The sequence below is a fragment of the Rubeoparvulum massiliense genome, assembly GCF_001049895.1.
In the GTDB taxonomy this organism is placed as follows: Bacteria; Bacillota; Bacilli; order Rubeoparvulales; family Rubeoparvulaceae; genus Rubeoparvulum; species Rubeoparvulum massiliense.
In genome coordinates this window covers 473,538-488,111 of record NZ_CVPE01000005.1, presented here as the reverse complement: position 1 = coordinate 488,111, position 14,574 = coordinate 473,538, and the positions used below count along the sequence as shown (strand labels likewise).

The following is a 14,574-nucleotide window of genomic DNA, read 5'->3' as shown; positions in this document are numbered from 1 at the left end:
TGTTTGATTACGAACGGGGATGAAGGTTAAAAATACAGTGCTTAAGGAATTCGTAAGAAATAGGTAAGAAAAAAGAGAATTTCATTACCTATAATGAGGATAAGGATGGCAATAAGGAGGGGGTTTTCCATGAATTATCTTATTAAGACCCACCAGTTAACCAAAACCTTCAATCATAAAGAGGTTATCTCGCAGGTGAATCTCAATGTGAAGCAAGGTGAGATCTATGGGTTTTTAGGACCTAATGGAGCTGGTAAGACAACCTTAATTAAGCTACTCACCAATTTAATCAAACCTACAGTAGGTGAGATAGAGCTGTTTGGAGAGCGTCTCACAACAAAATCTTATCATGTGTTAAGAAGAATTGGCTCAATCATTGAATACCCGATTTTTTATGAACGATTAACTGCAAGAGAAAACCTATTACTTCATTGTGAATACATGGGTTACTATGATGATAATGCGATTGATCAGGCGTTAGAAATGGTCAATTTAAGGAATATTGATGGGAAATCTGTCAAAAATTTTTCCCTCGGAATGAAGCAGCGATTGGGGATTGCCCGTGCCATATCGACAAAGCCAGAATTACTAATCCTCGATGAACCCATTAATGGACTCGATCCCATTGGCATTAAGGAAATGAGAGACCTGTTTAAAATGTTATGCAAGGAGTATGGAATCACGATCTTAATCTCTAGCCATATCCTCGCAGAGATTGAGCAAATCGCTGATACCATCGGTGTGATTAAAGAAGGAAAAATCCTTCAAGAGTTCTCCTTAGAGACGCTCAGGAAAGATCAAGCGGAGTATATCGAAGTTACAGTGGATAATGTGAAGAAAGCATCTTATGTGTTCGAGCATCATCTCCGTTTAACCAACTTTAAGGTGATGGGTAACGAGAGTATACGAGTTTATGATCAGCGGGTTAGCGAGAAGGATATTACGAAAGCGTTAGTGTTTCATGATGTTGCTATAGAGGGAATTAATAAGAAGATCAATACCTTAGAGGAATATTTCATCAAGTTAATTGATGGAGGTAGAATTCATGCTTAATTTAATGCGCTTAGAACTGTATAAACTAAAACTTCCATCCTTGATCAAAGGTGTTCTTATTGCCAATGTGGTGATTTCCGCTTTTCTTCTTCTAATATTATATGGCCCTCAACCAGATGAAGATGTTGCATTTAAGAATTATACAGAACTCTTTGTGGCAATTGATACCTTTGTACGAGCTGCATTTATCATCTATGCTGCTGCTTTGATTGCGAAGCTGATTATTGATGAGTATAAAAATCGAACCATTACTGTTCTCTTTTTATATCCTATCAGTCGCAAAAAATTAATGGTAGCTAAGCTATTGATCATTGCTCTCTTCACATTTCTGGCAATTTTGCTATCCTATGCTGTTCTTATGACCTCGTTTTATGCATTAAGCATCAATCAGCAGTTAATCGCAGATACATTAACTATATCAATGATTACAGATCAAACGATTAAGCTGGTGATGAATGCTATTAGTGCAACCGGGATGAGCTTAATCCCTTTGTACTTTGGAATGCGAAAATTCTCGGTTCCCACAACCATTCTATCCTCCATTATCATTGTGATGATTGCGTGCTCGAATAATGCTGGATTTACACTGAATGATATCTTGTTCATACCTATTTCACTCGCTGCTTTAGGTACCTATATTGCTTATGCGAGTATTCATCGAATCGAGGAGCGGGACATCCACTGATGCTCTGCCATATTTCCCATACTATGAAAAGAATTGAGATGGTAATAATTTTTTCTCGAATAGTTGTTCTTTATCGGTGGACATACTATATAATAAATACATAGTATGGCTCAAAGAAGATAATAGTATAACTCTAATCAAGAAAGGATTCGGACGATGAAGCTAATCTACTCAGGCAAAACGAAGGATGTCTATGCACTGGAAGATGGCAACTATTTGCTCAAGTTTAAAGATGATGTGACGGGAGAGAATGGAGTTTTTGATCCTGGCGCCAATACAGTGGGCTTAACCATGGAAGGTGCAGGGCAGGCAGGACTTCGCTTAACCCAATACTTTTTTGAGAAACTGAAGGAGCAAGGAATTCCTACCCATTACATTACCGCCAACATCGAAGAAGCAACAATGACGGTTAAGCCAGCAACGGTCTTCGGGCATGGACTTGAAGTGATCTGCAGATACCGAGCAGTAGGTAGCTTCTTACGCCGTTATGGCATGTATGCCAAAGAAGGGCAACCACTAGATGCTTTTGTGGAAGTCACATTGAAGGATGATAACCGTCAGGATCCTCCCATTTCAGAAGATGCGCTAGATATGTTAGGAATCCTCACCAAGGAAGAATACAAAATCCTAAAAGAGCTAACCCAGAAGATTGCCAGCATCGTGAAGGCTGAACTGGCGAAGAAGGGGATTGAACTCTACGATATTAAATTCGAATTTGGACGTTCAGGTAAAGATCAACAGATTCTCTTAATCGATGAAATCTCTGGTGGAAACATGCGCGCTTATAAGGATGGTCAATATATTGAGCCATTACAGCTAACCAAGCTGATTTCAGAATAACAGAGATTGTCATAAGCAAGGCTGTATAAGGGATAAGGCCCTCATACAGCCTTGTTTTTTATCTCAGTAAGGCGGAGATAAACTCCTGATAAGATTGGATTAAAATAATTAGGACTCCCACAGGCACAATGTATTTTATCAAGGCACTCCACACCTTAGCTAGGCGGAAATGGATCCCAGAAGCTTCAATCTCCTGAATCGCATTCTCCGGCTTTAAGACCCACCCGATGAAGATGCTTAAGAGGAAGGCACCTGTGGTTAGCAGAATATTGGATGTTAGCTTATCGTATAAATCAAATATGCTCAGACTCCCAATGGAGAAGAGTTGATTCTTCGCAACCAGAGAGAGTGAAGCAGGGATTCCCATGATAAAGATGGCGATGCTAATCAGGATGGCAGAAGACTTCCGTTGAAATTTCTTTTCATCGACGAAGTAGGAGATCGCCACCTCTAACATGGAGATGGAAGAGGTGAGGGCAGCAAAAAGCACCAGAACAAAAAAGAGTATGACAAAGACTTGACCAAAAGGCATAGAGGCAAAGACAGCTGGTAAGGTGATGAACATCATCCCTGGTCCTTCGCCGGCTTCAAAGCCAAAGGAGAACACAGCAGGGATGGTAGCCAGTGCAGCAATTAAAGCCACTGCAGTATCCAGCAAAGGAATCATCACTGCAGATTGGACAAGGTTCACCTTCTTATCAAGGTAACTACCATAGGTGATCATGACTCCCATTCCGATGCTTAAGGAAAAGAAGACTTGACCCATGGCATACATGGCAAGATCGGGTGTGATCTTTGAAAAATCCGGTGTGAATAAGAAGCGGATGCCTTCCATACTTCCTTCTAAGGTTAAACTTCGGACTGCGATGATAATCAATAAGAGAAAGAGAGCAGGCATCATGAGCTTGGATGCTTTTTCAATCCCTTTCCGGATACCCCCTAAGACGATGACCAACGTGATCAGAAGAAAAATAAACTGGTAGCAGATCAGTTGGATTGGTGAAGCCAACAGCTGCGAGAAGACTGCTTCGAGGTGTGCAGGGTCTATTGTATTCAACTGACCACGCAATGCAGCTTGCAAGTAATAGAGAACCCATCCACCTACAGTGGAGTAGAAGGCGAGAATAAAGAAGCCACAGATGACAGCAAGCGCTCCGACGAACGCCCAACGTCGACTGATGCTTTTATAGGCCCCAAAGACAGAGAGCTGCGTCTTTCTTCCGAATGTGATGGCTGCCAGCATTAATGGCATACCGATCAAGAGAACGAAGAGAAGATAGAGTGCCACATAAGCTCCTCCTCCATTCATACCTACTGTATAAGGGAACTTCCAGAGGTTCCCCAACCCTACTGCTGAACCAGCTGCTGCTAGAACGAAGCCTGTTTTTGAAGACCATTGCTCTCTCATATTGAATCCTCCCTCATTGGTTTAAACAAGAAGAGATCGATGGGATAAAAAACGGAAGAGATCAAAAAAACTTCACCTCTATATAGAGGTGAAGTTGCTTCACGGTACCACTCTACTTGATTCAACAATGCTAAATCAATGCAATGTTGAATATCTTTACGCTTGTCTTGATAAACAAGGGTCCTCGTAAGGGGGACAACCCTTTGCTCCTACTCGGTTCACTTTGAGAGCAAAGACTAGTGAGTGAACATACACATTGGCGTATCCTACTGGCTCTCACCGCTTCCAGTTCGCTGAAAGGATCGTTTCAATGCTTCTTTCTCCATCATCGTCTATAATGTTTAATTTTTAAAAATTATAGACACAAACCAATGAAATGTCAAATCCAATTTTTTGTATGAACGCATTCAAGCATATCAATTTTAGATAACAACATAATTTTATCATCAATGCTTCAGACCTATGCTTCAGCAGGTAATTGGTCTTGTAGCATCCTTCGTTGATAGAGATTATTACACACTAGGGCAACGATAATCAATACTGTACCGGCCATATCATATAAGGTGAGTTCATAGCCTTGTATCATGGAAATGACCAAGGTGGTTACAGGAACAAAGTTGATAAAGAGGGAGCCATTGATGGGGTTTAGGTATTTAATGCCCACATTCCAGCTAATTAACGCAATCAAACCAGCAACTAGGATCATGAAGGCCATCTCCCACTTGATGGTGAAGAGTGTCCCTGCAGTAGGGATCTCAATATAGCCCATGCCTGTCATGATGGCGACGAACAGACCAGCAGTTAAGGAGCCGAGAACGCAACTCAATGTGGAGTAGCGGAGTGAGGACCAACTATCAAAGCTGTCTGAATTGCAACCCAACGTATAAACAGCCCAACCTACCTCACCGATGAAGATGACAAAGACCCAGAGCGGACCGCTTCCAGCGGCTGAAAAGAAGCTTAAATCACCTTTTGTAATCACCATAAAAACACCGATGAACGCAATGGCGATGCAGCCAAGGGTGAAATTGCTAGGACGTTGATGTTTAAAGAACCAGAGAATCAGTACGGCAATTAAGGGAATCATCGCTTCCATAATGGAGGCAAGGATCACACCAGGCTTGCCTAAGGATTTTTGCCCAAGAAAGACGAAGAAATTATAGACCGTAAAAGCCATGGTTCCGAAAAACCAAAGTGGCAATAGCTTCCCTTCAAGGCGTAAGGACTTGACCCCTTCCTTCATGATCAGCCAAATCACGAGCAAAATGGAGACAGATCCGTAACGGATGAATGAAAAGTAGAATGGATCGATATGGACTAGTGCACGTTCAGACACGGGGAACATTGCACCCCATGAGACGCTAGCAATGAGACAGAGAATGGCACCGATAATGATTTTATTGCTCTTCATATTGTTCTCCTCCAGCCGATTCTTAGTTGCTATGTAAATTGTGAAATAATTAACTACCTCTATCATAGCGGCAATCAAGTATCAAGTAAAATGATTGATAACGATTGAATATATCATTATAATTGATATATAAAAGGATCATGGGAGTGGAGGAGAAGGGGATGGAATTACGCGATTTACGAGTATTTCGTGCCGTAGCAGAGAATGGGAGCATCAGTGGAGCGGCGAAGGAATTAAATTACGTACAATCCAATGTAACAGCACGTATTCAAAGCTTAGAGAACAAGCTTCAGACGCCTCTCTTCTATCGGCAGAGTCGCGGCATGGTTCTGAACTCTGAGGGCAAGCGTTTACTAATCTATGCGAATAAGATTCTAACCATGGTGGATGAGATGATGGAGACATTTCAGGATCCTGATCATCCGAGAGGCTCCTTGCATATTGGTTCAGTAGAAACAGTGGTGAAGCTACCTTCCATCCTTTCGAGGTATCATCATCAATTTCCCCAGGTGGGACTTTCGATGGTAACCGGTGTAACCAGCCATTTGATCAATGAAGTGGTGGAAGGAAATTTAGATGGCGCGTTTGTCATCGCCCCCGTTCAGCATCCCCAGCTTAAGCAGGAGATTGTCTGTGAGGAGGAACTGGTACTAATTGCCAACACCCAATCCACCTCCATTGAAGAAGTAAAAACAGAACCCCTTCTTGTTTTCGGTGCAGGCTGCGCTTATCGCGCTCGTCTACGGCAATGGCTAGAAGCTGAAGGCTTCTCACCAAGGCAAGAGATGGAATTTGGTACATTAGAAACCATCCTCGGTAGCGTGGTAGCGGGATTAGGGATTACATTGGTGCCCCAGTTAACAGTGAAGCATCTTGCAGAAGAAGGAGCCATTCGCTGTTATCCAATACCGAAGCAGTATAGTAAAATCACCACACTCTTCATCTATCGCAGCGGAGCTTATATGACCAATGCCCTAAGCAAATTTATTGAGACCATTCGGGGACAGCAGGAAATGAACAAAATAATCCAAAAAGTGTAGGGGAAAAAGGGCTGGACTCCGTCAATCCTATGGACGGAGTTCAGTCCTTTTAAGATAATACCAGATCACCAGAAGCTTTTTCCGTCTACATGCTGAACACCATGGAGAAACTGCTGACGTAGATCGGGGTAGGAAATACTTAATTGCTGCACGAGCTTCTTCATCTCTTCGCGTTTCGTATGTTTATTTGCAGGGCAGGGATTTTCAATGACAGGCAATGCTTTCGTGCGGACCAGCTTCTTGATCATGCGTTCCTCGACAGCAATCATGGGACGAATGAGGGTGATATTGGTCCGATCCAAAAAGGTGGAGGGTGGGAAGGTACCCAGTTTTCCATTGAAGAACAGGTTCATCATAAATGTTTCCAAGGCATCATCGAGATGATGCCCAAGGGCTACCTTATTACAACCAGCCTTTTGGGCAGCATCGTAGAGGGTACCTCGACGCATATTGGCGCAGAGTGAACAGGGATTCTTCTCTTGCCGCGTCTCGAAAACGATGGAGCCAATCTGGGTGGAGACCACTTCTAAGGAATGTCCTAACTCCTCGACGAACTGACGCAGTGGTACTAATTCGAGGCCTTGGAATCCAAGGTCTAAGGTGATGGGTACGAGCTGGAATGAGGCGAATCGCTGTTGCTGGAGGATGGTAAGTAAGTAGAGGAGCGAGGTGCTATCCTTACCACCAGATAGGCCTACTGCAATTTTGTCGCCATCATCGATGAGCTGATATTGTTGAATCATTTGCTTCAAGGGTGTTAATATTTGTTGCCGATCTTGATTCGATAAATGAAAATCCACAAGGGACACTCCTTTTACAATGAGCTCTATGACAAGATTGTAAGCTTATTGTAAGGGAAATCAATGGGATCATCAATTGATTATGGCTATACTGAGGATAGTAGAATCTGTAACTTGTGAAGAGAAAGGGGTTGTGGTCCATGGTGAAGGTAGAATGGGGGCGAAGGATACGAAGAGGTGTAGCAGTGATTTTGATCCTTTCTATCCTTCTTTTTTGTTCTATGTCCACAATCGGAGGAATGCTGGTTGATTATGATCGATTAGCCCAATACGAGACCGCGATGAAGGTGGCCCAACGGGAGGGTACCTCCCACCTAGATCATCGTATCTATGTAGACATGGAACAGATGCCACTTTACATCAGTGATGCATTCGTTGCCATTGAGGATCATCGCTATGATCTTCATCCTGGTGTAGATCTGGTGGGGCTTGGTCGCGCCATCTGGCAAGACGTCCGTCAGGGCAGTTTGGTTCAGGGAGGTAGCACCATCACCATGCAGCTAGCAAGGAACCTCTTCTTGAATCAGGATAAGGAATTCGATCGCAAATTAAAAGAGATGGCAATTGCCATCTACTTAGAGCAATCCTATACAAAAGAAGAATTATTAGAAATGTATTTGAATACGATTTATTTTGGCCATGGTATTTATGGAATTGAAACAGCCGCTAACTTCTATTTTGACAAGACCGTTCAATTGAATCACCCAACGAAGGAGACGATCTCCTTGAGTGAGGCGGCGATGCTTGCAGCATTACCGAAGGCGCCAGAGCACTATTCGCCAATTAAGGATTTTGCAAAGGCAAAGCAAAGACAGCAAGTTGTTCTAGAACGGATGGAACAGCTTGGGTATCTCACAGAAGAGGAGAAGAATGCAGCTATTCATACCAACATTAATATTCCACTAGCAAAGGGAACGGTGATGAAAGAACCACCATCCTTGTTCATTGCTCAACAGGAGCAGTTTCGTATTCAGCCCATCCATAGCTTGACAAACTAAGTCGTATTTCATATAATATCTGGAAACATTAGTTACGATTCTTGAGAGTGTATCTAGGGTTCCGACCCATACTTGGGTGTCAGGTCCAAGCGATACAGGCCATGTGCTACACTTCTAGGATAAAAGCCTGGAGGATGAGTCTCAGTACCACGGGATTCTTCTTACAGGCTTTTTGTATACAAACAGGGAGCCAGCGGAGGAATCGAAGTGCAAAATAAGGAGGAGATGAGATGTATACTGGAGAAAAAATTGGATTACGAGATGTACGAGAAGAAGATGTACTTCGTGCATGGGAATTGGTTAATGATCCAGATGTCAAACGCTACCTTCATCCAGGTATTCCCTTCCCGATTCCCCTTCACGAAGAAAAAGAGTGGTTACATCGTCAATCTGCCTTTAATAATGATGGAAAATATAATTTTGCCATAGAATTATTAGAGAGTGGCGAATATATCGGTGGTTGTGGTGTGAATCAAGTGGATTGGAAGAACCGCTACGCCGTAGTAGGAATATTCTTGGGGAAACCCTACTGGAACAAGGGGTATGGTACGGATGCTATGAATGTTCTTGTTCGTTTTATTTTTGAGCAGATGAATATGAATAAGGTGCAGCTCTTCACATATGCCTTTAATCCTCGTGCTATTCGTAGTTACGAGAAGTGTGGATTTAAAGTAGAAGGAATCCTTCGTCAACATATTTTTCGTGATGGTGCGTATCATGATGAATATGTGATGAGTATCCTCCATGATGAATATGTTGCAAGCAAGAAATGAAAGAGGAAAGTAAGGGGAGTTTAAATGATACCAACGAAATTACAAGCCGGCGATGAAATTCGCGTGATTGCTCCGTCAACCAGTATGACCATTCTTCATGAAGAACAGATTGAATATGCCATCGAACGTTTAGAACAGTATGGATTTCATGTATCCATGGGTAAGCATGTAGGCGAGTGCGATGAATTAAGCACCTCCTCCATTGCTTCCCGTGTGGAGGATATCCATGATGCCTTCCGCGATCCGAATGTGAAGGGGATCTTGACCGCCATCGGGGGATTTCATGCCAATCAACTCCTTCAATATTTGGATTATGACGTGATTAAACAGAATCCTAAGGTATTCTGTGGGTATTCTGATATTACCGCATTAAGCAATGCCATTTACAAGCAAACGGGGCTCGTCACTTATTCTGGTCCACATTTTTCATCCTTTTCAATGAAGAAAGGCTTCGAATATACCTGGACAAAGTTCCAGAAGTGTGTGATGAAGGATGGGTCCTATGAGGTGGTTCCAGCACCATATTGGAGCGATGATGAGTGGTATCTGGATCAGGAGGACCGAATCTTTATTGATAATGAAGGTCCGTTAGTGATCAATGAAGGAGAGGCCACGGGTGTTAGCTTAGGTGGAAATTTAAGCACCATCAGCCTCTTGCAAGGAACCAACTATATGCCATCGTTACAGAATAGTATCTTGTTGATTGAAGACGATGAGCTTTCATCCATTCATGTTTTTGATCGGATGCTACAATCCTTAATTCAGCAGCCCGACTTTCATGGCGTACAGGCGATTTTAATCGGTCGCTTTCAGAATATCTCGCATGTGAAGAATAGCGAGATTGAGTATATGATTCGGACGAAAAAGGAATTAGCCCATCTTCCAGTGGTAGCGAACTTGAATTTTGGTCACACCACACCGTTTTTTACCTTCCCTGTTGGCGGAATTATCTCTGTACATGCGAAAGGAAATCATGTTCAGTTAAAAGTGATTAAGCACTAATACAAGAAGCTCAAGGAAAAGTATGATTACAGCAGAGAAGGATGCTAAGTCTGTTGGGGATGCCCACGATATCGACTTGGGAATCTTCTCTGCTTTTTCAATCGAGGAGCAGAGAATAGCGAGAGCATGAGATACTTTTACTGGTAATCATTGGATAGAGTAGTCGCTTTCCCTGATTCTTGTTATTATAGATGAAGTATCTCCAATATTTTTTAGGATCGGTGACAAAATGTGGTGGTGACACGTTCCATCATTGGGCTTACAATAGATATGATGGACAAATGTCACTTGTTGATGATTCAAAAATATTGAATGAAGGGGATCGCTGTGGGAAAAAACATCATACGGGAAGTATTATCCGGCATTACGGTTGCCATTGTGGCCTTGCCACTCGCCATTGCCTTTGGGATTGCTGCAACGGGTGGGTCGGCTGAAGGCGCATTAGTCGGGTTATATGGCGCCATCTTTACCGGTTTTTTTGCGGCCATTTTTGGCGGGACACCAGCCCAAGTAACAGGGCCAACTGGTCCAATCACTGTAATCGCTACAGGTACAATTGCAACCTACGGTCTAGAAACCAGTTTCTTTATTTTTATGCTGGCTGGACTTTTCCAAATTTTATTAGGAGTATTTAAAATCGGAGATTATATTCGGTATATTCCATACTCTGTTATCTCAGGCTTTATGAACGGGATTGCTCTGATTATTATCGGAGGTCAGCTCATCTACTTGGAAAACAGCTTTTTAGTGGTTATTGCTACCATGGCGATTATGCTGTTATCTAAACGTTTGATAAAGGTCATTCCAGCTAGCCTCGTAGCATTATTGGCAGGAACTGCATTAGTCATAGCGTTACAGCCCTATCTCGAGAATATTCAGTTCAGTCTTCCTGCTATTGGTACGGTCTTTCTAAATAGGACGGTTGAGATGATTGGAACAATTCCACAAGCTATACCTACCCTCCATTTACCTCAAATTGATTTTGCCCTACTACCTGAGCTGATACCACCGGCTCTCAGTATCGCAATTCTAGGTGCTATTGACTCTCTACTCACCTCTGTGGTAATGGATAATGTCACGGGAATTCGTCATAAGAGTAATAAGGAATTGATCGGACAAGGGATCGGTAATATGATAAGTGGTCTCTTCGGCGGTATTGCCGGTGCTGGAGCCACTGTACGTTCTGTGGTTAATGCTAAAAGCGGAGGGCGTACGCCAATCTCTGCTTGTGTGCATAGTATTGTGCTACTGATTTTAGTTGTTGGCTTAGGTGATGCCGTCCAATTTATTCCATTGGCGGTTCTAGCAGGTATCCTTATCAATACAGGGATTAGCATGTTTGATTGGGATGGCTTTAAGAAAATCCCTGTTACACCGAAAGCAGACGTGTTGATTATGGTGTTAACCATGGTGATCACAGTTGCTGTTGATTTAATGGTTGCAGTGGGAATCGGTATTCTTTTGGCGACATTGATTTTTGCCAAACAATATGGAGATCGCGGCGTGAAGCTGGAACAAAAAGCTAGTGCTTACGCAGATACCTTCAGTATTCAAGGACCGCTTTACTTCGCATCCCTTGATCATCTTCTCCAAAAAATCGAGCACGATAGCAAACATGATCTAATCATCCTTGATCTGAATGGCGTTAACTATGTAGATGCTTCTGCTGCTGTCAATATACAGCAATTCATTGAGTTGATGGAGAAGAAGGGGAAAATGGTGCAGCTAACCAATCTCCAGCCATCCATTGAGAAGATCGTTGCAAGCATGATGGGCAAAGAAGCCTTTAATAAAGTACTTGTTAAAGAGCTTAAGCAAATGAATAAACCCTCACTGGGAGCAATGGAGCAGGCTGTAATCCGAGATTAACAATGAAATGATTTAATAAAAACGACCTCTGGAGTTGATCCAGAGGTCGTTTTTAATGGATTGGCTTAACCAAGAGCCCAATTTCCTTTACGGAAGATGGGCTCTTCCTTCCCATCTGCTGTAATCCCATCAATATCAAGATCTGCTGAACCGATCATAAAATCTACATGGGTGATACTGATGTTCGCACCATGCTGTGCCAGCTCTTCTTCACTCATATCGACGCCACCTTCTAAATTAGTGGAATATGCATTGCCAATGGCTAGGTGGCAGGAGGCATTTTCATCAAATAGGGTATTGAAGAAGATGATATTCTGATTGGAGATTGGGGAATCATGGGGTACCAATGCTACTTCACCTAAGAAATGAGAGCCTTCATCAGTTTCGATAAGGTGCTTTAGGACTTCATAACCCATCTCTGCTTGGAAATCAACAATGCGACCATCTTCAAAGGTGAGACTGAAGTTATCAATTAAGTTACCACCATAGTTCAAGGGCTTCGTACTAGATACCTTGCCATTTACACCATCTTTTTTAGGCATGGTGAAGACTTCTTCAGTGGGCATGTTGGCAAAGAAGCGAACGCCCTTCACATCTGGACTACTACCGCCGAGCCAGAGATGCTTCTCAGGCAGTTCAATGGTTAGATCGGTACCAGGTGCACGATAATGGAGTTTGCGATAGCGCTTTTGATTTAGGAATTCCACGCGCTCCTGCAAGATATCATCATGCTGATGCCATGCTGCTACAGGATCCGCTTGGTCAATTCGTGTCGCCTTAAAGATGGCTTCCCAGAGCTTTTTCATCTGCTCTTCTGCTGATAGGTTGGGGAATACCTTAGCAGCCCATTCAGGGGAGGGAACGGCTACGATATTCCAACTGATTTTATCAGAGGAGACATACTCCCGAAATTTCTTCAGTGCTGTACCGCTTGCCTTCGTAGCTGCAGCGATGCGTTCAGGCTTCACACCTTGTAGTAAATCAGGGTTTTGTGAGTCCACATAGATATAGGCTCCGCCCTTCTCAGCTACTTCGTCACGGATCTTAACTAACCACTCTGGGTAGTGCTTGAATGATTCCTCTGGAGCATCTAAAAACCGTGTTCGTGTAATCTCTTCATCATTAAATAGAACATGGACGTAGAAAGCTCCAGCAGCGTATGCATGCTTCACCAGCTTACGTACAAACTGGATAGAAGCAGTATCGGCAGCAATGATCAACTCTTGGCCGGGTTGAAGATTCGCACCAACACGGACGCTTAATTCGGCGTATTGATCTAGCTGATGTTCAAATTGATCCATACAGTCATCCCCTTTAAGATTAATTTTTGATGAGGTTTGCTTTGCTGAAACTGTTATTGGTATATTATAGCATAACTTAAGCGAGAAATATGATTCATAAAGAAAGGGCTCTCACTTGAGAGCCCAGGTACAAAGGTTCATAGATCATCATTTCACCACGACTTTATAGGCATTGGCAATGGGTGGTAAGCTCTTCGTCATCGCAAGGCTGTGATAGACATCAACCTTCATATCCTTGCTTAAACTTGAGATGGGAAGAACTTTATCATCTTGATCAACAATAATGGTCTCTTTTCCGATTGTGAATTGAATCCCTTTTGTCAGATCACCAACTAAGATGGATGTTATCCCATCCGTCTCATGAATTTCACCAATTGTTCCCGTGGTGAAGCCAACTTCTTGTAAGACTTCGATGCGTACAGCAGCTGATTGTGGTGGCATGCTTAAAGCCACTGCCGGTCCATAGGAAGCACGAATCAGGTCACCTTCCTGTAGTTTGCTTGAACTTAGTGATTCTCCAGTAATCGGATTGAGAATCACTGTCTCATCACTTACATGAAGAATGATTGTATTTTCCGGCATTGCCTCTTTACCGTCCTGGACCACCTCAAGGGAGATACCATGATTTGTGCTGGTGAGCTTGTTAATGGTACCGTATATTTCTCCTAGCTGAGAAGCTTCAGCCTCTTGATTATTCTCTTCTGCAGTAATGGAGAGAATATTACCTTCTACTTTCCCTTCATAACCAGGGATCAGTTGTGTAAATAGGGAGAGGGGGACATATGTATGGTTCTCCCGTAAGACAGGTGCCACACCTAATGGCTGAGGCGCCATTTTGCCAAAGCCATATTGGTCTTCACCGATTGATAATGTTACCCAATGGGGGAGACGAACTAGTTCGATGCTTTGGTTTTCTCCATGCCATATCACCTCATAGCCTAGTGCCTCTGCAATGACCCGAAGCGGTATAAGGACGTCGCCATGCTCAGTGGTATACCAGGTTAATGAAGTATCAAGAAGTCCTTGATTGATTCGGATGGCATTAGTACTATGCTCATTGCTCTGAGGATTCTGTGCAATGAGTTCTGAGTGATTGGATCCATTGTACAGGACAGGCTCCGGGGATTCTGCCAGAACAGGTAGTGAGGTAGTTAACAGCGTACCAATAATGACTGTGCTCAGAAATTTTTTCATAATGATTTCCTCCTATTGTTCCCCTTCCCCATGATCTTCAAGGAATAGCGGGGGGATTCTAATGAAATGGTCTATCTCCATTTATCCTTTCACTCCGGTTAACGTTTGAAATGGCAAAAAAGTTATGGCCTTTCCATTATTAAGGTAACCCTTAAGGAAGATAAGGAGAGAGATTGCCCCTATTGACGTCCTAAGGGCTG

General features: G+C 42.9%; 13 protein-coding genes and 1 other annotated feature. Of the genes, 8 read left to right on the top strand and 5 right to left on the bottom strand.

Going from position 1 to position 14,574, the window contains the following annotated elements; genetic code table 11:
* The first annotated feature begins 129 nt into the window (after positions 1–129).
* The 3 genes from BN1691_RS07500 (at position 130) to BN1691_RS07490 (ending at position 2,578) form a co-directional block, all read left to right on the top strand.
* Entirely contained in the window at positions 130–1,053 is a 924-nt protein-coding gene (locus BN1691_RS07500; RefSeq protein ID WP_048601582.1) for an ABC transporter ATP-binding protein, read from the top strand.
* Positions 1,046–1,738, top strand: a complete 693-nt coding sequence (locus BN1691_RS07495) for an ABC transporter permease (protein ID WP_048601581.1) — start codon at positions 1,046–1,048, stop codon at positions 1,736–1,738. Before BN1691_RS07500 ends, BN1691_RS07495 begins: the two co-directional genes overlap by 8 nt.
* 156 nt (positions 1,739–1,894) lie before the next feature.
* Positions 1,895–2,578 (top strand): phosphoribosylaminoimidazolesuccinocarboxamide synthase, encoded by a 684-nt coding sequence (locus BN1691_RS07490; RefSeq protein ID WP_048601580.1) that lies wholly within the window; start codon positions 1,895–1,897, stop codon positions 2,576–2,578.
* A 58-nt stretch (positions 2,579–2,636) separates the two neighbouring features.
* Here the strand turns inward: BN1691_RS07490 and BN1691_RS07485 are convergent, their stop codons facing one another.
* Together BN1691_RS07485 and BN1691_RS07480 are read right to left on the bottom strand one after the other, a co-directional pair.
* Positions 2,637–3,986 (bottom strand): sodium-dependent transporter, encoded by a 1,350-nt coding sequence (locus BN1691_RS07485; RefSeq protein ID WP_048601579.1) that lies wholly within the window; start codon positions 3,984–3,986, stop codon positions 2,637–2,639.
* An 81-nt stretch (positions 3,987–4,067) separates the two neighbouring features.
* Positions 4,068–4,324, bottom strand: a binding site (T-box leader).
* Positions 4,325–4,446: 122 nt separating this feature from the next.
* Positions 4,447–5,397 carry a DMT family transporter gene (locus tag BN1691_RS07480; RefSeq protein ID WP_048601578.1) on the bottom strand — a complete coding sequence of 317 codons (951 nt, stop codon included), beginning with the start codon at positions 5,395–5,397 and terminating at the stop codon, positions 4,447–4,449.
* Between the two features lie 161 nt (positions 5,398–5,558).
* Between BN1691_RS07480 and BN1691_RS07475 the strand changes: the two genes are divergently transcribed.
* Positions 5,559–6,437 carry a LysR family transcriptional regulator gene (locus BN1691_RS07475; protein ID WP_048601577.1) on the top strand — a complete coding sequence of 293 codons (879 nt, stop codon included), beginning with the start codon at positions 5,559–5,561 and terminating at the stop codon, positions 6,435–6,437.
* A gap of 65 nt (positions 6,438–6,502) precedes the next feature.
* On the opposite strand, the gene BN1691_RS07470 is transcribed toward BN1691_RS07475, so the two are convergent.
* Positions 6,503–7,237 (bottom strand): tRNA 2-thiocytidine biosynthesis TtcA family protein, encoded by a 735-nt coding sequence (locus tag BN1691_RS07470; RefSeq protein ID WP_197082492.1) that lies wholly within the window; start codon positions 7,235–7,237, stop codon positions 6,503–6,505.
* A 140-nt stretch (positions 7,238–7,377) separates the two neighbouring features.
* Here BN1691_RS07470 and BN1691_RS07465 point away from each other — a divergent pair, with 140 nt between their 5' ends.
* From BN1691_RS07465 to BN1691_RS07450, 4 genes are all read left to right on the top strand, one after another.
* Positions 7,378–8,235 carry a transglycosylase domain-containing protein gene (locus BN1691_RS07465; protein ID WP_053083723.1) on the top strand — a complete coding sequence of 286 codons (858 nt, stop codon included), beginning with the start codon at positions 7,378–7,380 and terminating at the stop codon, positions 8,233–8,235.
* 230 nt (positions 8,236–8,465) lie between these two features.
* Entirely contained in the window at positions 8,466–9,008 is a 543-nt protein-coding gene (locus BN1691_RS07460) for a GNAT family N-acetyltransferase (protein WP_048601576.1), read from the top strand.
* A 24-nt stretch (positions 9,009–9,032) separates the two neighbouring features.
* Entirely contained in the window at positions 9,033–10,010 is a 978-nt protein-coding gene (locus BN1691_RS07455; RefSeq protein ID WP_048601575.1) for a S66 family peptidase, read from the top strand.
* A 327-nt stretch (positions 10,011–10,337) separates the two neighbouring features.
* Positions 10,338–11,879 carry a SulP family inorganic anion transporter gene (locus BN1691_RS07450; RefSeq protein ID WP_048601574.1) on the top strand — a complete coding sequence of 514 codons (1,542 nt, stop codon included), beginning with the start codon at positions 10,338–10,340 and terminating at the stop codon, positions 11,877–11,879.
* Between the two features lie 65 nt (positions 11,880–11,944).
* Here BN1691_RS07450 and BN1691_RS07445 read toward each other — a convergent pair whose 3' ends face one another.
* Complete coding sequence (locus tag BN1691_RS07445) at positions 11,945–13,180, bottom strand: aminopeptidase (RefSeq protein ID WP_048601573.1); 1,236 nt, start codon at positions 13,178–13,180, stop codon at positions 11,945–11,947.
* A gap of 147 nt (positions 13,181–13,327) precedes the next feature.
* A complete protein-coding gene (locus tag BN1691_RS07440; protein WP_048601572.1) occupies positions 13,328–14,374 on the bottom strand; it encodes a copper amine oxidase N-terminal domain-containing protein in 1,047 nt (348 codons plus the stop codon).
* Between the last annotated feature and the right edge of the window lie 200 nt (positions 14,375–14,574).